Here is a 23,298-nt window from a genome sequence, read left to right as displayed (position 1 = left end):
TTTGTGGTGTGCAATGGATTTTTCACAGGCGTTCGACAGCCGCCTCATGAATCCCCTTCTAGACTTTCCTTATGAGCCGAGTATCGGCGCGGGAGAGTGCGATGTGGCGGTGCGTGGGGTTGTTGGGTGTTGTAATGGCGCTGGGCGGTTGCCAGACCACCCATGAAGACTTGATCGCCAAGGGTTATCCACCGGCCTTCGCCGACGGTTTCGATGACGGTTGCGTCAGCGGCCGGCAAGCGGCGGGCTCGATCAGCGGTGAGTTTCGCAAAAATGTGCCGCGCTATCTCAAGGACCAGCAATACGCCGACGGCTGGGTCGACGGCTTCCGCCAATGTCAGGCGATGCTCGAAAACAGGGATCGCGAGCAATATCGCAACGAGCATTGGGACGAACGCGAACGCGCCTGGCAGCAGCAGAAGGACCAGGACGTCTGGCGGGCTTATCGCTCGCAATAGGTCGTTTGCAGACATCCGTTGAAACCAAATGCCGGCAACCATGGCCCAAATCCTTTAACAGGAGGACTTCATGAGTCGCGCATTCGTCAACGAAGACAACGCCGCCGCGCAGGCCGATCAGCCCGTCGAACGTCAGGTCAGCACGCAGCCCAACTACGTCACCCCGCAAGGTCTGGCGCAGTTGCAGGCGAAGGTCACCGAGTTGCAGAGCCTGCACGCCGAGCAAACGGCCAAGGGCGAGCAGGCCGACAAGCAACGCTTGGCCGATCTGCAACGGGATCTGCGTTATTTCACTCAACGCCTGAGCAGCGCCCAAGTTGCAGTCGCTGCGACTTCCACCGACAAGGTGCAGATCGGTAGCTGGGTGACTTTTGCCGATGAACACGACACTGAACACCGCGTGCAACTGGTCGGCGAGGATCAGGCCGACGCCAGTCAGGGCCTGATCAACTGGGCCTCACCGCTGGGCCGGGCCTTGCTCGGCGCCCGGCTCAACGATGAGGTGCTGTGGCAGCGGCCTGCCGGCGATCAACTGATCGAAGTGATCCGCATCGAACCGGCTTAAACCACGCCTTGCGCCAACATCGCATCGGCGACTTTGACGAAGCCGGCAATGTTCGCGCCTTTGACGTAATTGATCTGACCGTTGTCTTCGCCGTAATGCACGCAGGCGTGGTGGATCGACTGCATGATCGCGTGCAGCTTGCTGTCGACCTCGCCCGCCGTCCACAGCAGGCGCATGGCGTTCTGCGACATCTCCAGACCGCTCACGGCCACGCCGCCGGCATTCGAAGCTTTGCCCGGCGCAAAGAGAATGCCGGCCTCGATAAAGATATCCACAGCCTCCAGCGTGGTCGGCATGTTCGCGCCTTCAGCCACACAGACGCAGCCGTTGCGCAGCAGCGTGCGCGCGGCTTCGGCGTCGAGTTCGTTTTGCGTCGCGCAGGGCAGCGCGATGTCGCACGCCAACGACCATGGAAGCTGCCCGGCGCGGAATTCCAGACCATGGGCGCTCGCCAGTTCGCTGATGCGCCCGCGTCTGACGTTCTTCAATTCCAGCAGCGCCAGCCACTGTTCTTCGCTCAGTCCTGCTTCGCAGTACAGCGTGCCTTCGGAATCGGACAGGGAAATCACCTTGCCGCCCAGATCCATGACCTTGCGCGCCGCGTACTGCGCGACGTTGCCGGAACCGGAAATCGCCACGCGCTTGCCTTCCACGCTCTGCCCGCGGCGCTTGAGCATTTCTTCGGCGAAGTACACGCAGCCGAAACCGGTGGCTTCCGGGCGAATCAGGCTGCCGCCGTAGGTCATGCCCTTGCCGGTGAGGACGCTGGTGAACTGGTTGCTCAGGCGCTTGTACTGGCCAAAGAGGAAACCGATCTCCCGCGCACCGACACCGATATCACCGGCCGGCACGTCAACGTCGGCGCCGATGTGGCGATACAACTCGCTCATGAATGCCTGGCAGAAACGCATGACTTCAGCGTCGCTCTTGCCCTTCGGATCGAAGTCCGAACCGCCCTTGCCACCGCCCATGGGCAGGGAGGTCAGCGAGTTCTTGAAAGTCTGTTCGAAGGCGAGGAATTTCAGCACGCCGAGGTTCACCGACGGATGGAAGCGCAGGCCGCCCTTGTACGGGCCGATGGCGCTGTTCATCTGGATACGGAAGCCGCGATTGACCTGGACCTTGCCCTGATCGTCGACCCACGACACGCGAAACACCACCGCGCGCTCCGGCTCGCAGATGCGCTCCAGAATGCCCGAAGTCAGGTAATGCGGATTGGCTTCAAGAAACGGCCACAGGCTGCGCAGGACTTCTTCGACAGCCTGGTGGAATTCGGGTTGATCCGGGTCGCGTTTTTTCAGGCGCGCAAGGAAGGATTCGACGGATTCGATCATGGGCAAAGTCTCGGCAAATTTATTGTCGTTGGAGGAGATTGGGCCGGACTGTAACAAACGAATTGCGCACAGGAACAGAGCAAGATGTCGCAGTTATGAAATTAAATGGTGCACAGGATATAAATCCGAGGGGTTTTTGATGCGTTTTTGCACCTGAGCGGGGAGCACAGATTCAAGACTTGCACCAATAGTTACACCGTCTTCGCGAGCAGGCTCGCTCCCACATTTGGATTGCGTTACCCCTGTGGGAGCGAGCCTGCTCGCGAAAGCCGCAACTCGGTTTATCAGGAAAAACCCAGGGCAAATAAAAACGGAGCCCGAAGGCTCCGCTCTTGTGCAACCAACCCGAATCAGGCCAGTTTCTTGTGACGCACCCGGTGAGGCTGGGCCGCTGCTTCGCCGAGGCGTTTTTTGCGGTCGGCTTCGTACTCGGTGTAGTTGCCTTCGAAGAACACCGCTTGCGAGTCGTCTTCGTACGCCAGGATGTGCGTGGCGACACGGTCAAGGAACCACCGATCGTGGGAGATCACAATGGCGGCGCCCGGGAAGTCCAGCAGGGCTTCTTCCAGCGAACGCAGGGTTTCCACGTCGAGGTCGTTGGACGGTTCGTCGAGCAGCAGGACGTTGCCGCCCTCCTTCAGGGTCAGCGCCAGGTGCAGACGACCGCGCTCACCGCCGGACAGATCCTTGACGAACTTCTGCTGGTCGCCGCCCTTGAAGTTGAAGCGACCGACGTAGGTGCGCGAAGGGATCTCGTAGTTGCCGATGCGGATCTGGTCGGAACCGTCGGAAATCTGCTGGAACACGGTCTTGCTGCCGTCGAGGTCTTCGCGGCTCTGATCGACGCAGGCCAGCTGCACGGTTTCACCGATTTCGATGCTGCCCGAATCCGGAGTTTCCTTGCCCATCAGCATGCGGAACAGCGTCGATTTACCGGCACCGTTACCGCCGATCACGCCGACGATGGCGCCCTTCGGCATGGAGAACGACAGGTTGTCGATCAGCACGCGATCGCCGTAGCCTTTGGTGACGTTCTTGAATTCGATGACCTTGTCGCCCAGGCGTGGACCGGCCGGGATGTAGATCTCATTGGTCTCGCTGCGCTTCTGGAATTCCTGCGATTGCATTTCTTCGAAGCGTTGCAGACGTGCCTTGGATTTCGACTGGCGGGCCTTGGCGCCTTTGCGCACCCACTCCAGTTCTTCCTTCATGGCTTTTTCATGAGCCGACTGCTGTTTGGATTCCTGGGCCAGACGATCGGATTTGGCTTCGAGCCAGCCCGAGTAGTTGCCCTCGTAAGGAATGCCCGCGCCGCGGTCGAGTTCCAGAATCCAGCCGGCGACGTTGTCGAGGAAGTAGCGGTCGTGCGTGATCGCGACCACGGTGCCCGGGAAGTCGTGGAGGAAATGCTCCAGCCACGCCACCGAATCGGCATCCAGGTGGTTGGTCGGTTCGTCGAGCAGCAGCATGTCCGGCGCGGACAGCAGCAGACGGCACAGGGCGACACGGCGCTTTTCACCACCGGACAGGTGTTCGACTTTCGCGTCCCAGGCTGGCAGACGCAGCGCATCGGCGGCGACTTCCAGTTGGCGCTCGAGGTTGTGGCCGTCGCTGGCTTGCAGAATCGCTTCGAGCTTGGCCTGTTCAGCAGCAAGTTTGTCGAAGTCGGCATCCGGGTCGGCGTAGGCCGCGTAGACCTCGTCCAGACGCGCTTGCGCATCCTTGATCACGCTGACTGCTTCTTCGACCACTTCACGCACGGTCTTGGCAGGGTCGAGTTGCGGCTCTTGCGGCAGGTAACCGATGTTCAGGTCCGGCATCGGACGGGCTTCGCCTTCGAACTCGGTGTCGACGCCGGCCATGATTTTCAGCAGCGTGGATTTACCCGAACCGTTGAGGCCGAGCACGCCGATCTTGGCGCCGGGGAAGAAGGACAGCGAAATGTTCTTGAGGATTTCCCGCTTCGGCGGAACAACTTTGCCCAGCCGATGCATGGTGAAGACGTATTGAGCCATGGAGAACCTTGGGTCAGTGACAGATGAATGATTGGAGCGCAGGCGATGCCTGGCCAGACTGTGCGCGTCGTTCACTTGATCGCGATCAATGCGTGCGCGCTGGAAAAAGTCTGATTGTAGGGGCTGGAACGCCCCCGGTCTAACCGGCAAAGCTACCTTAATGCTGGAAGGCAGTCCAGCCGCGAGGGGCTGGCACTTCGCCACGAGTCAAGGCATGCTAGCCGCCCTTCGGGCGTCCGGCTTATAGTGCACGTCGCGCCAGTCCAGCCAAATCGCAGGATCACAGCTTGACCAATGTCACTCCGCCAGCCTCTGTGAGCAGCACCCCACCGGCGCCCGGCTCGCCCCTGCGCGGGACATTAAAGGGTGCGCTGGCCACCCTCGTGCTGTTATTGCTCGCGTTGCTGTTCTGGCAATTGCTCGATCAATTGCGTGAAACCCAGAAGAACCAGCGCCAGTACACCATCGATTACACCGCCGACCTCGCCGCTCAGGTCAGCCTGAACATGGCGCTGAATGCGCAAATCGCCCTCAATCTGCTACCGATCGTCGAACAACCGCAAACTGCCGACGAACAGCAGATGCTCCTGCGCAAACTGCAACGCTCGCTGCCCGATCTTCGCAGCATGGCCCTGCTCTCGCCCTCCGGCCGCATCATCAGCGACAGCGCCACCGACAGTTCCGACGCCGATTACCTGACCGAACTGGTACGCCGCAGCCGTGCCCAGGCGCATTACTTCAGCAATGCCGATGACGGCTCGGTGGTGCATCTGCTGTTGCATCAGGCCAGCGGCAGCAGTCGCGGTTACTGGGCCTTGCGCCTGACGCCAACCTTCTTCGATTCGCTGACCAAACAGGACGCCACCGCCCTGCGCCCGTTGTGGCTGGTGGAAAACCGCCTCAATCACCAGATCATCAGCCGCGACGCCGGGCTGCCCTCGGTCAAGGCTGGCGGGCTGACGCCTGACGATGTCGCCAACACCGTGCTGACCGTGCCGCTGAGCAGCAGCGACTGGCAACTGCGCGGGCTATTCGACCGCCAGCGCGTACTGGAAGAGTTGCTGCCGGCGTTCATTGGCAAATGCCTGCTCGGCCTGGCGTTCTCGATGTTGCCGGTGATCGCGTTGCTGAACATGCGTCGGCGCCAGCGCCAGGTACATGAAGGCCGGCGGCGTTATCAGGATATTTTCGAAGGCACCGGCGTGGCCTTGTGCGTGCTTGACCTGTCCGGCCTCAAGCAGATGTTCGACAAGGCGCAGATCCAGACCAGTGACCAGCTCAAGGCCTGGCTCGACCAACCGCAGCAGCGCCAGCAGTTGCTTGCGGAAATGCGCGTCACCGAAGTCAACCAGGTCGCCCTGCAACTGCTCGATGTGCACTCCTGCGACGATGCCTGGCAACTGCTGATCGATGGCCAGCGCCATCCGCAGTGCGCGATCGGTCAGCAGATCCTCGACGCCGTCCTGCAACAGCAGAAGCAGCTGGAACTGGAAATCAAACTGCCCAACAGCAACGGTCGCGACCAGCATCTGTGGATGGTTTTGCGCCTGCCGAGCGAGCAGCACGACTATAAAGCGGTGATCCTCAGCATCAACGACATCACCAGCCGCAAGCTGATCGAACTGTCGCTGCTGGAGCGTGAAGGTTTCTGGTCGGATGTGGTGCGCACCGTGCCCGATCATCTGTATGTGCAGGACGTGATCAGCCAGCGGATGATCTTCAGCAACCACCACCTCGGCCAGACCCTGGGCTACAACCGCACTGAACTGCATCAGATGGGCGAGTACTTCTGGGAAATCCTTCTGCATCCGGAAGACGCTGACTATTACCATCGTTCGCGGCAGTTGCAGCGTCACGCCGGTTACAGCCAGTTGTTGCAATGCCAATTGCGCTTCCGCCATCGCGACGGCAAGTGGCGGCGCTTCGACATCCGTGAACAGGCGCTGGCGCGGGACAAGCACGATCAGGTCACGCGGATCATCGGCGTGGCCAAGGACATCACCGAACAGATCGAGGCCAGCGAATCGCTGCGTGACAGCGAGCAGCGTTACCGCATGCTCGCCGAAAGCATCAGCGACGTGATTTTCTCCACCGACAGCAAGCTCTCGCTGAACTACGTCAGCCCGTCGGTGCAGGCGGTGCTCGGTTACAACGCCGAATGGATTTTCCAGAACGGCTGGCAATCGATCATCGCCAATCCCGGGCAACTGAATGGCATTCATGTGCTGATGGACCGCGTCAGCAAGGCGCTGGACAAGCCCGAGCAACTGGCATTGCTGCGCAGTCAGGTGCAAACGCAGCTGTTCCTCTTCGATTGCCTGCGCGCCGACGGCCGCAAGATTCCGATCGAACTGCGCCTGGTGCTGGTATGGGACGAACACGGCGCGTTCGAAGGCGTGCTCGGCGTTGGTCGCGATATCAGCCAGCAGCGCCGTGCCGAAAAAGATCTGCGCATGGCCGCCACGGTATTCGAGCACTCGACTTCGGCGATCCTGATCACCGACCCCGCTGGGTACATCGTCCAGGCCAACGAAGCGTTCAGTCGGGTCAGCGGCTACAGCGTGGGCGAAGTGCTCGACCAGTTGCCGAACATGCTCACTGTCGACGAGCAGCAGGACGCGCACTTGCGCTACGTGCTCAAGCAGTTGCACGAGCACAGCACCTGGGAAGGCGAAGTATGGATGAAGCGCCGTAACGGTGAGCACTACCCGGCGTGGGTCGGCATTACTGCCGTGCTCGACGACGAGGGCGATCTGGCCAGTTACGTGTGTTTCTTCAGCGACATCAGCGAGCGCAAGGCCAGCGAGCAGCGCATCCACCGCCTCGCCTATTACGACGCCCTCACCCACCTGCCGAACCGCACGCTGTTCCAGGATCGTCTGCACACCGCGCTGCAAGCGGCCGAACGGCAGAAGTCGTGGGTGGTATTGATGTTCCTCGACCTCGACCGTTTCAAACCGATCAACGACTCCCTCGGCCACGCCGCCGGCGACCGCATGCTCAAGGACATGGCCACGCGCCTGCTGGCCTGCGTCGATGACGACGACACCGTGGCGCGCATGGGCGGCGACGAATTCACCTTGCTGCTGCAGCATCGCTCCAATCGCGAACTGGCGCTGAACCGGGCGATTCATGTCGCCGAGCAGATTCTCGCCAGCCTGGTGCGGCCGTTCGTGCTCGAGGGCCGCGAGTTCTTCGTCACCGCCAGTATCGGCATCGCCCTGAGTCCGCAGGACGGCAATGAACTCAGCCAGTTGATGAAGAACGCCGACACGGCGATGTACCACGCCAAGGAACGCGGCAAGAACAACTTCCAGTTCTATCAGGCCGACATGAACGCCAGTGCGCTGGAGCGTCTGGAACTGGAAAGCGATTTGCGCCATGCGCTGGAGCAGAACGAATTCGTCCTGTATTACCAGCCGCAGTTCAGTGGCGACGGCAAGCGCCTGACCGGCGCCGAAGCGCTGCTGCGCTGGCGCCATCCGCGTCGCGGGCTGGTGCCGCCGGGGGATTTCATTCCGGTGCTGGAAGAGCTCGGCCTGGTGGTGGACGTTGGCGACTGGGTCATCAGCGAGGCCTGTCGACAGCTGAAAACCTGGCACCAGCAACGGGTGCGGGTGCCGAAGGTGTCGGTGAACATTTCCGCACGGCAGTTCTCCGACGGCCAGTTGGGCACGCGAATCGCGACGATCCTGCGCGAAACCGGCCTGCCGCCGGCGTGTCTGGAGCTGGAACTGACCGAAAGCATCCTGATGCGCGAAGTCAGCGAGGCGATGCAGATTCTTGCCGGGCTGAAGAACCTCGGCCTGAGCATCGCGGTCGACGACTTCGGCACCGGTTATTCATCGCTCAACTACCTCAAGCAATTCCCGATCGACGTGCTGAAGATCGACCGCACCTTCGTCGACGGCCTGCCGTCCGGGGAGCAGGACGCGCAGATCGCCCGGGCGATCATTGCCATGGCCCACAGCCTGAACCTGGCGGTGATCGCCGAGGGTGTGGAAACCCATGAGCAGCTGGACTTCCTGCGCGAGCATGGCTGCGATGAGGTGCAGGGATATCTGTTCGGCCGGCCGATGCCGGCGGGACGGTTTGAAGCGCAGTTCTGTAACGATGCGCTCTTCATGTTCGACTGACCTGAGCCGCTTCGGGCGGCTCAGGTCAGTTGAACATGAAGAGGAGCTGCTAGAGGTTAGCTGCAAGCTGCAAGTGGAAGCCGAAGCGCTTTTGACTTGTAGCTTGTAGCTTGCAGCTTGAAGCCCGCTTATCCACAACCTGACTGTGTTTCATAGCCCTTCTAAAAGCGGTTGGGTTAGAATGCCCCCCTTTTCTGCCCCCGATCCTTGAGGACCGCCATGTTCAGCCGTGATTTGACTATTGCCAAGTACGACGCCGACCTTTTTGCCGCCATGGAGCAAGAAGCTCAGCGTCAGGAAGAACACATTGAGCTGATCGCTTCGGAAAACTACACCAGCCCAGCGGTGATGGAAGCTCAAGGCTCGGTCCTGACCAACAAGTACGCCGAAGGCTATCCGGGCAAGCGTTACTACGGTGGTTGCGAATACGTGGACGTGGTTGAACAACTGGCCATCGACCGCGCCAAGGAACTGTTCGGCGCCGATTACGCCAACGTTCAGCCGCACGCCGGTTCCCAAGCCAACGCTGCTGTTTACCTGGCTCTGCTGCAAGGTGGCGACACCATTCTGGGCATGAGCCTGGCCCATGGCGGTCACCTGACCCACGGCGCCAGCGTTTCCTCCTCGGGCAAGCTGTACAACGCCGTTCAATACGGCATCGACGCCAACGGTCTGATCGACTACGACGAAGTCGAGCGTCTGGCGGTCGAGCACAAGCCGAAAATGATCGTTGCCGGTTTCTCGGCCTACTCGCAGATTCTCGACTTCCCGCGCTTCCGCGAAATCGCTGACAAGGTCGGCGCTTACCTGTTCGTCGACATGGCTCACGTCGCCGGTCTGGTTGCCGCTGGTGTGTACCCGAACCCGGTGCCGTTCGCCGATGTCGTGACCACCACCACCCACAAGACCCTGCGCGGTCCACGTGGCGGTCTGATCCTGGCCCGTGCCAACGCCGAGATCGAGAAGAAGCTCAACTCCGCAGTATTCCCGGGCGCCCAGGGTGGCCCGCTGGAGCACGTGATCGCGGCCAAGGCGATCTGCTTCAAGGAAGCGCTGCAGCCTGAGTTCAAGGCTTACCAGCAACAAGTGGTGAAAAACGCCAAGGCCATGGCCGAAGTGTTCATCGCGCGCGGTTTCGACGTGGTTTCGGGCGGTACTGAAAACCACCTGTTCCTGCTGTCGCTGATCAAGCAGGACATCTCCGGTAAAGATGCCGACGCCGCTCTGGGCAAAGCGTTCATCACCGTCAACAAGAACTCCGTGCCTAACGATCCACGCTCGCCGTTCGTCACCTCCGGCCTGCGCTTCGGTACTCCGGCTGTGACCACTCGCGGCTTCAAAGAGGCCGAGTGCAAAGAGCTGGCTGGCTGGATCTGCGACATCCTGGCTGACCTGAACAACGAAGCGGTGATCGACGCCGTTCGCGAGAAAGTCAAAGCCATCTGCAAGAAACTGCCGGTGTACGGCGCTTGATGCCTCGTTAATCCGCGATAAAAAACCGGTCACTATGGCCGGTTTTTTATTTCCATGAATTCAATATCAAAATACCACCTGAATAAAACTGCAATCTGCTAATCCCGTCCAGCAGGATTGTTCATCTCTCTGTTCAAACCAAACTCTTGCAACACACATGCAAACCGCCATAAATGAAAACCGCTTAGTCTGAAACCCGACTTGTTAAATGGATTTCATCATGACGAGCAATATCGAAAAATCTTTCATCGCAACACTGAGAATGTTCGACCACAGGGTCGGCTTTCTTGAACAGCTGTACGGCAAACCGGCGATGGCTACCATCAGTCTGTTCAGCGGCGGTTTCTATACCGGACGCCCGCAAACACGGGATCACTCCCACCTGCTCGGCATCCGGAACAACGAGCAGAGCGGCCGGATAAAACCGTTGAAGCTGCATTTCGGTCATACCCCTGACGGCTACATCCTCACCGTGAAAAACCAGGGCAACTATTTCAATCAGGTAATCAGCAATCACTGGCTGGACACCGTCGAGGCCGTCAAGCCAGACATTGACAACTTGACCACGTTTATTCTTGTCGACCGTAGCGGCACCGCTATAACGCTGGACAACTTAACGGGTGTACATACAGCTGTTTCTCTCAAACTGAAAAATCATGCCTATTTGGGCGGTATAAAAATCAGAAGTCTGCCTTACGTCTATCTGGGCAAAACCGAAGAACGTTCAAAGATCACTTTCATCCTGAGCATCGTCGATAGACATGTACCAGTCATCAAGACGTGAATCACGCCCCGCCCAGAAAAAAGGCATAGCCGCCGATTTTTCTCAAATGTTCAAGACCGGGCCATCCAGACAACTGGTAAGACCGGTCATGCCAATTTCCTAATTTTCCCTTGCGATCCGCGGAAACCTGCGCCTAGACTGCGCCTGCACTGGACATACCGGTAAGACCACAATAATTAAGTCCTGAATCCGCTGCGCCACGCGTACGGCAGCCAGGACACCGACCCAGGATTCCTCCCATGCTCAGATGGTGCTCGCGCTCAATCTTCCTTCAAGTGGTTCTCGGACTGATGCTCGGCATCGTCTGCGGGCTGACCCTTCCTGAATACTCCGCCCAGTTGAAACCGCTCGGCGATGGCTTCATCAAATTGATCAAGATGCTCATTGGCCTGATCGTGTTCTGTGTGGTGGTCAGCGGCATCAGCGGCGCGGGCGATCTGAAGAAGGTCGGGCGCATCGGCCTCAAGTCGGTCATCTACTTTGAAGTGCTGACCACCATCGCTCTGGTGATCGGTCTGGTATTCGCCTTCAGCACCGGCATTGGCAGCGGCGCGAACATTCATCTGGAGCAGCTCTCCAGCGCCGACATGGGCGACCTCGCCGAGCGCGGCCAGCACATGCACACCACCACGCAATTTCTGATGGACCTGATCCCGACCTCGGTGATCGGCGCCTTCGCTGACAACAATATTCTGCAAGTGCTGCTGTTTTCGGTGCTGTTCGGCAGTGCGCTGAATCTGGTCGGCGAAGCGGCTTCCGGGATTTCGCGATTGATCAACGAACTCAGCCACGTGATCTTCCGCATCATGGGCATGATCGTCCGGCTGGCGCCGATCGGCGTGTTCGGTGCCATCGCCTTCACCACCAGCAAATACGGTCTGGATTCGTTGCAGCACCTGGGCAGTCTGGTCGGTCTGTTCTACCTGACCTGCGTCGCCTTCGTCGCGCTGATCCTCGGTCTGGTGATGCGCGTTTCCGGCCTGCGCATGTGGCCGCTGCTCAAGTACCTGCGGGAAGAACTGCTGATCGTGATGGGCACCGCCTCTTCCGACGCCGTGCTGCCGCAGATCATGCGCAAGCTCGAACACCTCGGTATCGGCAGTTCGACGGTGGGTCTGGTGATCCCGACCGGGTACTCGTTCAACCTCGACGGTTTCTCGATCTACCTGACCCTGGCCATCGTGTTCATCGCCAACGCCACTGGCACACCGCTGGCGATGACCGACTTGCTGACCATTCTGCTGGTGTCGCTGATCACCTCCAAAGGCGCCCACGGCATTCCCGGTTCGGCGCTGGTGATTCTCGCCGCGACGCTGACGGCGATCCCGGCGATTCCCGTAGTCGGTCTGGTGCTGGTGTTGGCCGTGGACTGGTTCATGGGCATCGGCCGCGCGCTGACCAATCTGATCGGCAACTGCGTCGCCACCGTGGCCATCGCCCGCTGGGAAAAGGACATCGACGTGCAGCGCGCGAACAAGGTGCTCAACGGCGAACAGGGCTATAACTTTCAACCGCGAAAAACCGTCGCTCCGGCGGCGGCCAAAGAATTCTGAATGAGTGCCGTGCCTGCCAATGCGCAGGCACGGCGCAGGGAGCCAATACGTGATTACAACGTCAACCGTCGTCAATTCAGTGGTGGAAAAACTCCGCGCCGCGTTGGCCCGAGGCCAGTGGCGCTCCGGCGACATGCTGCCGGGCCAGCGCGAACTGGCCGAACAGCTGGGCATCAGCCGGCCGAGTCTGCGCGAAGCGGTGATCGTCCTCGAAACCCTCGGCCTAGTGCGCTCGATGCCCGGCAAAGGCGTAGTCGTCCTCGATGCGCAACTCAGCGACAGCCAGAGCCACGACAGCGCAGTCGCCGGCGCCAGTCTCGAAGACGTGCTGCAACTGCGCTACACCCTTGAGCCGTTCATCGTCGGGCTGGTCGCGCAATCGATCAGCAGCAAGGAAGTCGGCCAGTTGCGCCTGACCCTGATGGACATGCGCGAAGCCCTCGAGGCCGGTGACAGCGAAGCCGGGGTCAGCGCCTACATCGCCTTCCACGAAGAACTGTTCACGCTGACTTCGAACCCGATTTTCCAGAGCGTGGTGCAGCAGACCAGCAATGCCCTCAAGCAAAGCGCCGAAGTGTTGCGCAATTCCCCGGAACATCTGGCCGAACGTCTGGAAGAAAACGAAGCGGTGGTCCGCGCGATCCGCAGCAAGAACAGCGCTCAGGCCAGCGCCGAAATGCGTCGGCACATTCTGCGCGAAGGCCAGCGCATGGGCGTTGAGCTGAACATCCCGGACGACAACCTGCCCACCTGATTTGCCAGGAGAACGGCCATGAACAGTTTTGCTTCAGCCTCGCATGCGCATTCGACCGCCCTGCCCGTCTCTCGCCTGGGCACGCCGACGGAGGATCTGTATCCGCGACTGTTCGACGCGATCCTCGAACAGCGTATCGATGAAGACAGCCGGTTCACCGAGGACAGTCTGCAAGCAATGTTCGGCGCCGCCCGCGCCGATGTACGACGGGTGCTGACGCAGTTGTCCCATGAGCGGATCGTGGTGTTGCGCGCCAATCATCGACCACGAGTGGCCGCGCCTGATCGTGAACTGATCCGGCAGACCTTGCATGCGCGACGGCTGGCTGAAAACACCTTGGTGCGGTTGGCGTGTCAGCGTCCGCAGCCAGACGATCTGAAATGCTTGCGCACGTTGCTAGAGCGCGAGAAGCGCGCCGTCGAGCAGGATCGGCGCGGAGCGGCGATTCGGTTATCGGGGGAGTTTCATCTGCAGTTGGCGCGGATGGCGGGGAATGTGCCGCTGGCGCATTTTCTGCGCAGTCTGGTGCCGTTGACGTCGCTGGCGATTGCGCGGAGTCAGGGCTCGACGCGAAGCTGTTGCGCATGGCAGGAGCATTTGGCGTTGGTTGAGGTTGTGGAGCGAGGTGATGTTTCCAAGGCCGGCATGTTGATGAATCGGCATCTGGATCATCTTGAGCAGACGCTGCTCGGTTCTGACCATGGTCATTGTGCTGTCGGCTAGATCGCCTTCGCGAGCAGGCTCGCTCCCACAGTAGAACGCATTCTGTCAGGAGGAATGCAGTCCACTGTGGGAGCGAGCCTGCTCGCGAAGAGGCCCTTTGAGCTGTTGAAATATCAGGCTTGTTGCGCCGCTACTCGCGCAAACCCCGCCCGAATCTTCTCTTCCGGCAAGTCATCGGCAATAAACACGATCAAACTCTCCCGCGCCTCGCCCTCGGCCCATTCGGTGTCCCAGTCGAAACCATAGAGTTTCAGCACACCCTGAAATACCAAGCGCCGATCTTCGCCGGCAATGTTCAGCACGCCTTTGTAGCGCAGCAATTGCTTGCCGTGCTCTTCCAGCAGTTCGTTCATGAACTCGCTGAGCTGATCGATATCCAGCGCCTGATCGGTGCGCAGCACCAGACTGGAGATGCGATCGATCGACGGCGCCTTGCTCACCGGACGCAGGCTCAGACCGCCGCCCAAATCAGCATTGAGGTTGAAGCCGCGCACATCCAGCAGTTCGGCCAGATCGATGTTGCCATGCTCGACCACGCGGATCGGCGCGCGGCGGTTGATTCGCGTAAGGCGTTCGCTCAGCGCGGTGAGCGTCGCCTCATCGACCAGATCGGTCTTGCTCACCAGCAAGCGATCGGCGAAACCGATCTGCGCCTGGGCAATGGTCTGGGTCAGGTGCACGTCGGCGTGAGCGGCGTCGACCAGGGTGATGATGCCGTCGAGCAGATAACGCTCGCGCAGCTCTTCATCGATGAAAAAGGTCTGCGCCACCGGCGCCGGATCGGCCAGACCCGTGCACTCGATCACCAAACGGTCGAAGGCGATCTCGCCGCTGTCCAGACGTTCGAGCAGCAGGTACAGCGCCTTGGTCAGATCGGTGTGAATGGTGCAGCAGACGCAGCCGTTGGCCAGGGTCATGACTTGCACCGGCTCGTCACCCAGCAACTGAGTGTCGATGCCGGCGTCGCTGAATTCGTTTTCGATCACGGCGATTTTCAGGCCGTGCTCGGCTTTCAATAAATGACGCAGCAAGGTGGTCTTGCCGGCGCCGAGGAAACCGCTGAGAACCGTTACCGGAATGGGAGAAGACAAAACCCGATCTCCTGAAAAGAACACAAAAACAAATGTGGGAGCGAGCCTGCTCGCGAAAGCGGTGTGTCAGTCAAATCATTCATCAACTGACACTCCGTATTCGCGAGCAGGCTCGCTCCCACAGGGGATTACCTCAACCGCAGGCTGTCAGCTCAACAGCACTTCGGCCCACCCTTGCCACCGTAACGGGCTTCCTGACGTTCGCGAAAGAACATCTCGTAGCTCATCACCGGTTTGTCCGGGTGTTTGGTCTGCATATGCTCGACGTAGGTGTCGTAGTCGGGCATGCCGACCATCAGGCGTGCGGCCTGACCGAGGTATTTACCGAGGCGACTCAGGTCATTGAACATGCTGCAATCCTCTGGTTACGCATCCGGCAGGGCCTGGAATGGCGATTCTTTATCCGTACGCTCCTTTTTGCCCCAGGCGGCAATGCCGACCTTGAGCGCATAGAACAGGATGCTGAAGACCACGAACAGGAACAGCGCGGTGAGTGTGGCGTTGGTGTAGGCGTTGAAGATCACGTGCTGCATCTGCTCGACGCTCTTCGCCGGTGCCAGCACCTGACCGTTGGCCAGCGCATCGCTGTACTTCTTGGCCAGGGACAGGAAGCCGATCGCCGGGTTGGCGTCGAACAGCTTGATGAAGCCAGCAGTAGTGGTGCAGATCAACAGCCAGGTGGCCGGCAACAGGGTGACCCAGATGTAGCGCTGGCGCTTCATTTTGATCAGGACCACGGTGCCGAGCATCAGCGCGATACCGGCGAGCATCTGGTTGGAGATGCCGAACAATGGCCACAAGGTGTTGATGCCGCCCAGAGGATCGATCACGCCCTGATACAGCAACCAGCCCCACATCGCCACACAACCGGCGGTGGCGATCAGGTTGGCGCCCCACGATTCGGTGCGTTTGAGCGCTGGTACGAAGGAACCGAGCAGGTCCTGCAGCATGAAGCGTCCGGCACGGGTGCCGGCGTCGACAGCGGTGAGGATGAACAGCGCTTCGAACAGGATCGCGAAGTGGTACCAGAACGCCATGGTGTTTTCACCCGGCAGGACACTGTGCAGGATCTGCGCAATACCGACCGCCAGGGTCGGCGCGCCACCGGCGCGAGCCAGAATGGTGGTTTCGCCGATGTCATGGGCAACCGCTTGCAGCGCTTCCGGTGTGATCGCAAAGCCCCAGCTCGTGACAACCTGCGCCACCGAAGCGACGTCACTGCCGACGACTGCGGCCGGGCTGTTCATGGCGAAGTACACGCCCGGCTCGATCACCGAAGCGGCAACCATGGCCATGATCGCCACGAACGATTCCATCAGCATGCCGCCGTAACCGATGTAGCGGGCGTTGGTTTCGTTATCCAGCAGCTTCGGCGTGGTGCCCGACGAGATCAGCGCGTGGAAACCCGATACCGCGCCGCAGGCGATGGTGATGAACAGGAACGGGAACAGACCGCCCTTCCACACCGGCCCGGTGCCGTCGACGAACTGGGTCAGCGCCGGCATTTTCAGCTCGGGCATGGTGATCAGGATGCCGATCGCAAGGGCGACGATGGTGCCGATCTTGAGGAAGGTCGACAGGTAGTCACGTGGCGCGAGAATCAGCCAGACCGGCAGCGATGCAGCGACGAAACCATAGCCGACCAGCATCCAGGTAATCTGCACACCGGTGAAGGTAAAGGCTTTGGCCCATACCGGATCGGCAGCAATCTGCCCGCCCAGCCAGATCGAACCGAGCAGCAGCAACACACCGACCACGGAGATTTCGCCGATGCGGCCGGGGCGGATGTAGCGCATGTAGATGCCCATGAACATCGCGATCGGGATGGTCGCCATCACGGTGAAGATGCCCCACGGGCTCTCGGCGAGGGCCTTGACCACGATCAGCGCCAGCACCGCGAGGATGATGATCATGATCAGGAAGCAGCCGAACAGTGCGATGGTCCCGGGAATCCGGCCCATCTCTTCACGCACCATATCGCCCAGGGAACGGCCGTTGCGTCGGGTCGACATGAACAGGACCATGAAGTCCTGCACCGCGCCCGCCAGCACCACACCGGCAATCAGCCAGAGTGTGCCGGGCAGATACCCCATCTGCGCCGCCAGCACCGGACCGACCAGCGGCCCCGCGCCAGCGATGGCCGCGAAGTGGTGACCGAAAAGAATGTGTTTGTTGGTCGGCACATAGTCCAGACCATCGTTGTTGAGCACGGCGGGGGTGGCCCGACGCGGATCCAGTTGCATCACGTTGTTGGCGATGAACAGACTGTAGTAACGGTACGCAACCAGATAGATGGCCACGGCAGCGACCACAATCCACAAGGCGTTGATCGCCTGGCCGCGGCGCAATGCCACTACGCCAAGGGCGCACGCTCCTACGATTGCCAGCACGAGCCAGGGTAAGTGGCGCAGCAGGCTATTATTATTTTTCATTTTATTATTCCAGCCAGGGTGGACAAGAAAGACAGCCACCCCGAGTTTAGCGCTTACGGCGCCAAAGGCCATACCCCGACATAGGTCTAGACGCTTGAGCGATTGGCTGGCGCCCGCATTCGCGGTCTATAGTCAGCGAACCTTCATGAGGATTGCGCCATGAGCGAGCACCCCGCCAATCGACGTCGTTTCAAACGTATTGCGTTCGATGCCCGAACCGAGCTGAAACAGGGCGAGTACATCTGGCCGGTCAAACTGATCGACCTTTCGCTCAAGGGCCTGCTGATCGAGCGACCGGAGCCGTGGCTTGGAGATAAGGAGCAAGACTTTTTCGTCGATATTCACCTGAGCGATGACGTCGACATCGAAATGGATGTGCATCTGACCCATGAGGAAAAAGGCCATTTGGGATTTGTCTGCCGGCACATCAGCCTGGAATCGATCCAGCGCCTGCGCCGCTTGATCGAACTGAATCTGGCGGATGAGGCCGAGCTGGAACGCGAACTGGGTGCCCTGATCGAAATCTAGCCCCCCCAATCCCAATTTGGAATGCTCCTGTGGTGATGGGGATTTATGTGGTGAGGGGACTTATGTGGCGAGGGGATTTATCCCCGTTGGGCTGCGCAGCAGACCCGTTTTTTCAGGGCCGCTACGCGCCCCAACGGGGATAAATCCCCTCACCACAGAGGTTCGGCATTCACTCAAACAGTGCGTCGAGGGCTTGTTCGAGGCGCGTCACGGCAATGATCTGCAACCCCGCCGGCGCTTCCTTCGGTGCGTTGCCCTTGGGCACGATCGCGCGTTTGAAGCCATGCTTGGCCGCTTCCTTCAACCGCTCCTGCCCGCTCGGCACCGGGCGTACCTCGCCGGACAGGCCGACTTCGCCGAACACCAGCAGGTCATGGGGCAGCGGCCGGTTGCGCAGACTCGACATCACCGCCGCCATCAACGCCAGATCCGACGCCGTCTCCAGCACCTTCACGCCACCGACCACGTTGAGGAACACGTCCTGATCGTGGGTCGGAATCCCGCCGTGGCGGTGCAGCACAGCGAGCAACATCGCCAATCGGTTCTGATCCAGCCCCAGCGTCACCCGACGCGGGTTGGCCAGATGGCTGTCATCGACCAGCGCCTGCACTTCCACCAGCATCGGTCGGGTGCCTTCCCACGTCGCCATGACCACACTGCCCGGGACTTCTTCCTGAGCGCGGGTGAGAAAAATCGCCGATGGGTTGGAGACTTCTTTCAGGCCCTTGTCGGTCATGCCGAACACGCCCAACTCGTTGACCGCGCCGAAACGGTTTTTCACCGCCCGCAGCAGACGCAGTCGACCATCGGATTCACCTTCGAAATACAGCACCGTGTCGACCATGTGTTCCAGAACACGCGGACCGGCCAGCGCACCTTCTTTAGTGACGTGGCCGACGAGGAAGATCGCCGTGCCGCTCTGTTTGGCGTAGCGCACCAGCAACGCCGCACTTTCACGCACCTGCGACACGCCGCCCGGGGCCGATTGCAGTTGTTCGGTGAAAATGGTCTGGATCGAGTCGATCACCATCACCTTGGGCTTTTCCTGGCGGGCAGTGGCAATGATGGTTTCGATGCAGGTTTCGGTCATCACCCGCAGTTGATCCTGCGGCAGGCCGAGACGGCGAGCGCGCATCGCCACTTGCTGCTGGGATTCTTCACCAGTGACGTACAGCGCAGGCATGCTCTTGGCCAGATTGCACAGGGTCTGGAGCAGGATTGTCGACTTGCCGATCCCCGGATCACCGCCAATCAGCACCACCGAGCCATCGACCAGACCACCGCCGAGTACGCGATCAAGCTCACCGGAGGCGGTGGAAAAACGTGGAATCTCTTCGATGCTGACTTCGGCGAGCGTCTTGATCTGCGCCTGCTGGCCAGCCCAACCGGTGCGCCCGGTGGGTGCCGTGGCGCCGCCGCTTTCGATCATGGTTTCGGTCAGGGTGTTCCAGGCACCGCACTCACCGCACTGCCCGGCCCACTTGGGAAAGGTTGCGCCGCACTCGGTGCAGCCGTACATGCGCTTGGCCTTGGCCATCAGAACCCCCGGAACAAAAGAGGCGATGATAACGCAGCCATCGCCGATCAGCGCGGCGCAGCGGTGCGGATTTCACCGCTGGCCAGACGCGCGGCACTGTTGCCCAGCGGATCCTCGGCGTTGAGGTCGGCGCCCTTGGCTTTCAACGCATCAAGCAAATCCAGACGCTTGAACAGCCCGGCGTACATCGCCGCGGTCTGCCCGGCGCCGTTACGTTGGTCGGGGCTGCAATCGGTGGCCATCAGGCGCCGGGCGATCTGCAATTCGCCTTTGAAAATCGCGCCCATCAGCGCCGTGTTGCCGCGTTGATCCTGAGCACAGGCGTCCGCGCCCGCTGCCAACAGTCGCTCAACCGCCGGCGCCTGACCGTGATAGGCCGCCAGAATCAGCGCGGTGTAACCCTTGCTGTCGCGGGTATCGAGGGAATAGCCGGACTCGATGAAGGTCTCGAGCATTGGCACGTCGCCACGGCGGGCGGCGTCGAAGTAGTAATCCTGCAACTGCGCCTTGATTGCCTCGGGGCTTTGCTCGACCGGTGCCGCCCACGCGCTGAACGACAGGCACCCGGCCAGGCACAAAAGAAAAATACGCATCGGGCTCTCCTTGAGCGCACGCGAGGCGGGACAGCCCTCGCGTGCGCCGCATCGCTATCAGTCGGTCAGTTTGGCCGCCAGTGCTTTCACACGGCTGAGGTCGCCTTTGGCCACTTCGGTCACACCGCTGCCGTACTCGGGGTCAGCCTTGTACAGGAAGGACAGGATGATGTGCTTGCTCTCGTCATCGGTGGTGGCCAGCGAGCCGCCGAAGCTGTCGATCAGGTCGCGACGTTCCTGCTTGCTGTACGAGCGATACAGATCACCGGCCTGCTTGAAGTTCTGCTCACGCTGAATCTTCGCCTGCTGGGTGGTGCCCGCCAGCGCCGATTGGCTGTAACGCGCCGATGGCGTTTCTTCACGCGGTTGCAGGCGGCTTGGCTGGTAGTTGACGCCGGACTGGCTGGCGCCAAAATTCATCGCGCCATCCTGATTGCCATTGTTCACTGCGGTTTTCGGTGCGTTGATCGGCAATTGCAAAGCGTTGGCACCGAGGCGATACATCTGCGTATCGGCGTAAGAGAACACTCGGCCCTGCAACAAACGATCTTCCGAAGGCTCGATACCCGGAACTACGTTGGCCGGTGCCATGGCAACTTGTTCAGTTTCCTGGAAGACATTGGCCGGATTACGGTTCAAGACCATTTGTCCAACTTTGCGCTCGGCAATACCGGGCCAGATCTTGGTTGCATCCAATGGATCGAAATCAAACTTGGACAAATCCTGCGGCTTGAGAACTTGCACGTACAAGTCCCACTTCGGAAAGTTGCCCTTGTTGATATTACTCACCAAGTCGTTGGTCATATGACTGTAATCCTGACCTTGAACTTCGCTGACTTGTTTTGGTGTGAGGTTCTTGATGCCTTGCAAACTTTTCCAGTGAAACTTCACATAGTGAACTTCATTCCTGGCATTGATCAGCTTGTAGGCATGAACACCATTGCCATCCATCTCTCGATAACTGGCCGGAGTGCCGTAATTGGAATACAACTCGGTCAGTGTGCGGGTGGCTTCCGGTACATGGGAGAAGAAATCGAACCGGCGGGAATCGTCATCGAGGTTGGTGCGTGGATCGGGCTTGAAGGCGTGGACCATATCCGGGAATTTGATCGCATCGCGGATGAAGAAGGTCGGGAAATTGTTGCCGACCAGATCCCAATTGCCGTCAGCGGTGTAGAACTTGGTGGCGAAACCCCGCGGGTCACGCAGGGTTTCCGGGGAATGGTTGCCATGCACCACCGCCGAGAAACGCACGAATACCGGCGTGCTCTGGCCTGCGGCGAACACCTTGGCCTTGCTCAGGTCGCTGAGGTCATCGGTCACGGTGAAGGTGCCATGAGCGCCGGTACCGCGTGCATGTACCACGCGCTCGGGAATACGCTCACGGTCGAAGCGTTGCAGCTTCTGGATCAGTTGCACGTCCTGCAGCAGCACCGGGCCGGTGGCGCCGGCGGTTTGCGAGTTCTGATTGTCACCGACAGCAGCGCCGTTGTCGCGGGTCAGCGGAGCGGCGTTGACCGAGAAGGTCAGCAGGCTGGCGGTGAGAACGCCGAGAGTGCGGCGATGGGGAAAAGCCCCCAGTCCAAGAGCGGAAGTCATATCAGGTTCCTCTGGTTTTATTGAGCGCATCCAGGTGCGCCACAGCAAGGCTAGAGGCCCGTGCTGAGGAACATAAATAGAAAGAACGTAACGCCATGATTGAAGAAATTGGCTTTCCCGTCAGCGGGTTAGCGCGTATTCCGCGCGCGATTGCTGGCATTTTGCAAACTAATCGTCAATTGATGTGTCGATAAAAACGGACATTGTAAGAAGGTGTTTCGCGCAGGAGGCGTTTCGCTGATTTACACTGCCTACACCAAACTCATCTGTAACAAGGAAATAACTATGGGCGTGCTTAGCGAGTTCAAGGCCTTCGCGGTCAAAGGCAATGTGGTCGACATGGCCGTCGGTATCATCATCGGCGCGGCGTTCGGCAAGATCGTTTCGTCGTTTGTCGGCGACGTGATCATGCCGCCGATTGGCCTGTTGATCGGTGGGGTGGACTTCAGCGATCTGGCCGTCACGCTCAAAGCCGCCCAGGGCGATGCGCCCGCCGTGGTGCTGGCTTACGGCAAATTCCTGCAGACGGTGCTGGATTTCGTGATCGTCGCATTCGCGATCTTCATGGGCGTCAAAGCCATCAACCGCCTCAAGCGCGAAGAAGCCGTGGCGCCGACCGCGCCGCCGATCCCGAGCAAGGAAGAGCAACTACTGGGCGAAATCCGCGACCTGCTCAAGGCGCAGAACGAGCGGCCCTGAGGCATTCGCTACACATTGAAACGGCACCCGCGGGTGCCGTTTTCGTTACCAGTAATTCTCCACCGCAACCTGCCCAGGCTTGCGCGTCAGGCTCAGGCGCATGTCGCGCTGTTTCAGCAAGGCGCGGGTGTCGTCGATCATCTGCGGATTGCCGCACAGCATCACTCGCGAATGCTCTGGCGAGAGCTCAACCCCTGCCGCTCGCTCCAGTTCGCCGTTTTCGATCAACGTGGTAATCCGGCCCTGCAACGCGCCTGGATGCGCTTCGCGGGTCACAGTGGGGATGAATTGCAGCTTGTGGGCGTATTCACTCAGATAGTCACGTTGCGCCAACCCGGCGATCAACTCTTGATAGGCCAGTTCCCGCGCCTCCCGGACGCTGTAAACCAGAATGATCCGCTCGAATTTCTCCCAGACCTCGAAGTCCTGCAGGATCGACAGAAAGGGCGCCACCCCGGTGCCGGTCGACAATAACCACAGGTCTCGGCCGTCGACAAAACGATCCAGCGTCAAATAGCCGAACGCCTGGCGCTCGACCATCAGGCTATCGCCGACCTGTAGCCGGCTCAGCTCACTGGTGAATTCGCCGCCCGGCACGACGATGGAAAAGAACTCGAGAAACTCATCGAACGGCGACGACACCATCGAATAGGCGCGCCAGACCGTGCTGCCATCGGCCTTGGTCACGCCCAGCCGGGCGAACTGGCCGGCACGAAAGCGAAAGCCGGGATCACGGCTGGTGCGCAGCGTGAACAGGTTCGGCGTCAACGGTTGCACATCGAGCAAGGTCTGGGTGGTGTACTTCTCGGCACTGGCAGTCATGAGGCACTCCTTGAAACGATTGCCCACAGTGTCCCGCAAAATCGCGCTGCCAAACACTCGTGATTGGTAATGGTATTGACGGGATCAGCGCTAGACATTCGATTTGTTGGCAATGCTGGATCTAGAGCAATAACTTTATGATGCCAATTAAAATATAACAGCCTGTATTGCTAAGAACACTTTATAAAAAACATCAAAGTTT

At 59.9% G+C, this 23,298-nt stretch carries 19 protein-coding genes; 10 read left to right on the top strand and 9 right to left on the bottom strand.

What is annotated here, in order from left to right; all coding sequences use genetic code 11:
* Positions 1–101 precede the first annotated feature (101 nt).
* Both AC0IXA_RS20290 and AC0IXA_RS20285 read left to right on the top strand, forming a co-directional pair.
* Positions 102–458, top strand: coding sequence for a hypothetical protein (locus tag AC0IXA_RS20290; protein ID WP_471814419.1), 357 nt, complete (start codon positions 102–104; stop codon positions 456–458).
* A gap of 70 nt (positions 459–528) precedes the next feature.
* On the top strand, positions 529–1,023 hold the full coding sequence (locus AC0IXA_RS20285; protein WP_110646711.1) for a GreA/GreB family elongation factor: 495 nt from the start codon (positions 529–531) through the stop codon (positions 1,021–1,023).
* Here AC0IXA_RS20285 and gdhA read toward each other — a convergent pair.
* Together gdhA and ettA are read right to left on the bottom strand one after the other, a co-directional pair.
* A complete protein-coding gene (gdhA, locus tag AC0IXA_RS20280; protein ID WP_471814393.1) occupies positions 1,020–2,357 on the bottom strand; it encodes an NADP-specific glutamate dehydrogenase in 1,338 nt (445 codons plus the stop codon). The two genes, AC0IXA_RS20285 and gdhA, sit on opposite strands and share 4 nt — an antisense overlap.
* A 350-nt stretch (positions 2,358–2,707) precedes the next feature.
* The gene (gene ettA / locus AC0IXA_RS20275; RefSeq protein ID WP_016773108.1) at positions 2,708–4,372 is read right to left on the bottom strand and encodes an energy-dependent translational throttle protein EttA; all 1,665 of its coding nucleotides are present in this window, start codon (positions 4,370–4,372) and stop codon (positions 2,708–2,710) included.
* Between the two features lie 287 nt (positions 4,373–4,659).
* Between ettA and morA the strand changes: the two genes are divergently transcribed.
* The 6 genes from morA (at position 4,660) to AC0IXA_RS20245 (ending at position 13,795) form a co-directional block, all read left to right on the top strand.
* On the top strand, positions 4,660–8,508 hold the full coding sequence (gene morA / locus AC0IXA_RS20270) for a cyclic di-GMP receptor MorA (protein WP_110603143.1): 3,849 nt from the start codon (positions 4,660–4,662) through the stop codon (positions 8,506–8,508).
* Between the two features lie 219 nt (positions 8,509–8,727).
* A complete protein-coding gene (gene glyA, locus AC0IXA_RS20265) occupies positions 8,728–9,981 on the top strand; it encodes a serine hydroxymethyltransferase (protein WP_016773106.1) in 1,254 nt (417 codons plus the stop codon).
* 220 nt (positions 9,982–10,201) lie between these two features.
* Entirely contained in the window at positions 10,202–10,765 is a 564-nt protein-coding gene (locus tag AC0IXA_RS20260) for a hypothetical protein (protein ID WP_341639224.1), read from the top strand.
* A gap of 239 nt (positions 10,766–11,004) precedes the next feature.
* Complete coding sequence (locus tag AC0IXA_RS20255; RefSeq protein ID WP_056790521.1) at positions 11,005–12,318, top strand: C4-dicarboxylate transporter DctA; 1,314 nt, start codon at positions 11,005–11,007, stop codon at positions 12,316–12,318.
* A gap of 49 nt (positions 12,319–12,367) precedes the next feature.
* Positions 12,368–13,072 carry a FadR/GntR family transcriptional regulator gene (locus tag AC0IXA_RS20250; protein WP_016773102.1) on the top strand — a complete coding sequence of 235 codons (705 nt, stop codon included), beginning with the start codon at positions 12,368–12,370 and terminating at the stop codon, positions 13,070–13,072.
* An 18-nt stretch (positions 13,073–13,090) separates the two neighbouring features.
* Positions 13,091–13,795, top strand: a complete 705-nt coding sequence (locus AC0IXA_RS20245) for a GntR family transcriptional regulator (protein ID WP_471814392.1) — start codon at positions 13,091–13,093, stop codon at positions 13,793–13,795.
* Between the two features lie 113 nt (positions 13,796–13,908).
* On the opposite strand, the gene yjiA is transcribed toward AC0IXA_RS20245, so the two are convergent.
* From yjiA to AC0IXA_RS20230, 3 genes are all read right to left on the bottom strand, one after another.
* Entirely contained in the window at positions 13,909–14,886 is a 978-nt protein-coding gene (gene yjiA / locus AC0IXA_RS20240; protein ID WP_471814391.1) for a GTPase, read from the bottom strand.
* Between the two features lie 152 nt (positions 14,887–15,038).
* Complete coding sequence (locus AC0IXA_RS20235; protein ID WP_003228401.1) at positions 15,039–15,236, bottom strand: YbdD/YjiX family protein; 198 nt, start codon at positions 15,234–15,236, stop codon at positions 15,039–15,041.
* Between the two features lie 15 nt (positions 15,237–15,251).
* Positions 15,252–17,318: a carbon starvation CstA family protein gene (locus AC0IXA_RS20230; protein WP_471814390.1), complete on the bottom strand. Its 2,067-nt coding sequence runs from the start codon at positions 17,316–17,318 to the stop codon at positions 15,252–15,254.
* A 159-nt stretch (positions 17,319–17,477) separates the two neighbouring features.
* On the opposite strand from AC0IXA_RS20230, the gene AC0IXA_RS20225 reads away from it, so the two are divergent.
* Positions 17,478–17,846, top strand: coding sequence for a PilZ domain-containing protein (locus AC0IXA_RS20225; protein WP_341639227.1), 369 nt, complete (start codon positions 17,478–17,480; stop codon positions 17,844–17,846).
* Between the two features lie 169 nt (positions 17,847–18,015).
* Here AC0IXA_RS20225 and radA read toward each other — a convergent pair whose 3' ends face one another.
* From radA to katB, 3 genes are read right to left on the bottom strand one after another with little or no spacing between them, the layout of a single operon-like run.
* Positions 18,016–19,383 (bottom strand): DNA repair protein RadA, encoded by a 1,368-nt coding sequence (radA, locus tag AC0IXA_RS20220; RefSeq protein WP_003228407.1) that lies wholly within the window; start codon positions 19,381–19,383, stop codon positions 18,016–18,018.
* A 47-nt stretch (positions 19,384–19,430) separates the two neighbouring features.
* Positions 19,431–19,976: an ankyrin repeat domain-containing protein gene (locus AC0IXA_RS20215; RefSeq protein WP_341639228.1), complete on the bottom strand. Its 546-nt coding sequence runs from the start codon at positions 19,974–19,976 to the stop codon at positions 19,431–19,433.
* Between the two features lie 57 nt (positions 19,977–20,033).
* Positions 20,034–21,575 carry a catalase KatB gene (gene katB / locus AC0IXA_RS20210; protein ID WP_471814389.1) on the bottom strand — a complete coding sequence of 514 codons (1,542 nt, stop codon included), beginning with the start codon at positions 21,573–21,575 and terminating at the stop codon, positions 20,034–20,036.
* Positions 21,576–21,860: 285 nt separating this feature from the next.
* On the opposite strand from katB, the gene mscL reads away from it, so the two are divergent.
* Entirely contained in the window at positions 21,861–22,274 is a 414-nt protein-coding gene (gene mscL, locus AC0IXA_RS20205) for a large-conductance mechanosensitive channel protein MscL (RefSeq protein WP_024014404.1), read from the top strand.
* Between the two features lie 45 nt (positions 22,275–22,319).
* Here mscL and AC0IXA_RS20200 read toward each other — a convergent pair whose 3' ends face one another.
* Positions 22,320–23,096 (bottom strand): ferredoxin--NADP reductase, encoded by a 777-nt coding sequence (locus tag AC0IXA_RS20200; RefSeq protein WP_122603864.1) that lies wholly within the window; start codon positions 23,094–23,096, stop codon positions 22,320–22,322.
* Between the last annotated feature and the right edge of the window lie 202 nt (positions 23,097–23,298).

This window comes from Pseudomonas sp. AC083, from assembly GCF_979253165.1.
The sequence above is the reverse complement of the archived record's forward strand: the minus strand, read 5'-3'. Positions and strand labels throughout refer to the sequence as shown.

Coding starts and splice junctions, on each gene's coding strand:
- AC0IXA_RS20255 (WP_056790521.1), top strand. CDS start 11,005: ATGCTCAGATGGTGCTCGCGCTCAATCTTCCTTCAAGTGGTTCTCGGA.
- glyA (WP_016773106.1), top strand. CDS start 8,728: ATGTTCAGCCGTGATTTGACTATTGCCAAGTACGACGCCGACCTTTTT.
- AC0IXA_RS20235 (WP_003228401.1), bottom strand. CDS start 15,236: ATGTTCAATGACCTGAGTCGCCTCGGTAAATACCTCGGTCAGGCCGCA.
- AC0IXA_RS20290 (WP_471814419.1), top strand. CDS start 102: ATGTGGCGGTGCGTGGGGTTGTTGGGTGTTGTAATGGCGCTGGGCGGT.
- AC0IXA_RS20245 (WP_471814392.1), top strand. CDS start 13,091: ATGAACAGTTTTGCTTCAGCCTCGCATGCGCATTCGACCGCCCTGCCC.
- radA (WP_003228407.1), bottom strand. CDS start 19,383: ATGGCCAAGGCCAAGCGCATGTACGGCTGCACCGAGTGCGGCGCAACC.
- AC0IXA_RS20230 (WP_471814390.1), bottom strand. CDS start 17,318: ATGAAAAATAATAATAGCCTGCTGCGCCACTTACCCTGGCTCGTGCTG.
- mscL (WP_024014404.1), top strand. CDS start 21,861: ATGGGCGTGCTTAGCGAGTTCAAGGCCTTCGCGGTCAAAGGCAATGTG.
- gdhA (WP_471814393.1), bottom strand. CDS start 2,357: ATGATCGAATCCGTCGAATCCTTCCTTGCGCGCCTGAAAAAACGCGAC.
- AC0IXA_RS20285 (WP_110646711.1), top strand. CDS start 529: ATGAGTCGCGCATTCGTCAACGAAGACAACGCCGCCGCGCAGGCCGAT.
- AC0IXA_RS20200 (WP_122603864.1), bottom strand. CDS start 23,096: ATGACTGCCAGTGCCGAGAAGTACACCACCCAGACCTTGCTCGATGTG.
- ettA (WP_016773108.1), bottom strand. CDS start 4,372: ATGGCTCAATACGTCTTCACCATGCATCGGCTGGGCAAAGTTGTTCCG.
- AC0IXA_RS20260 (WP_341639224.1), top strand. CDS start 10,202: ATGACGAGCAATATCGAAAAATCTTTCATCGCAACACTGAGAATGTTC.
- katB (WP_471814389.1), bottom strand. CDS start 21,575: ATGACTTCCGCTCTTGGACTGGGGGCTTTTCCCCATCGCCGCACTCTC.
- AC0IXA_RS20215 (WP_341639228.1), bottom strand. CDS start 19,976: ATGCGTATTTTTCTTTTGTGCCTGGCCGGGTGCCTGTCGTTCAGCGCG.
- AC0IXA_RS20225 (WP_341639227.1), top strand. CDS start 17,478: ATGAGCGAGCACCCCGCCAATCGACGTCGTTTCAAACGTATTGCGTTC.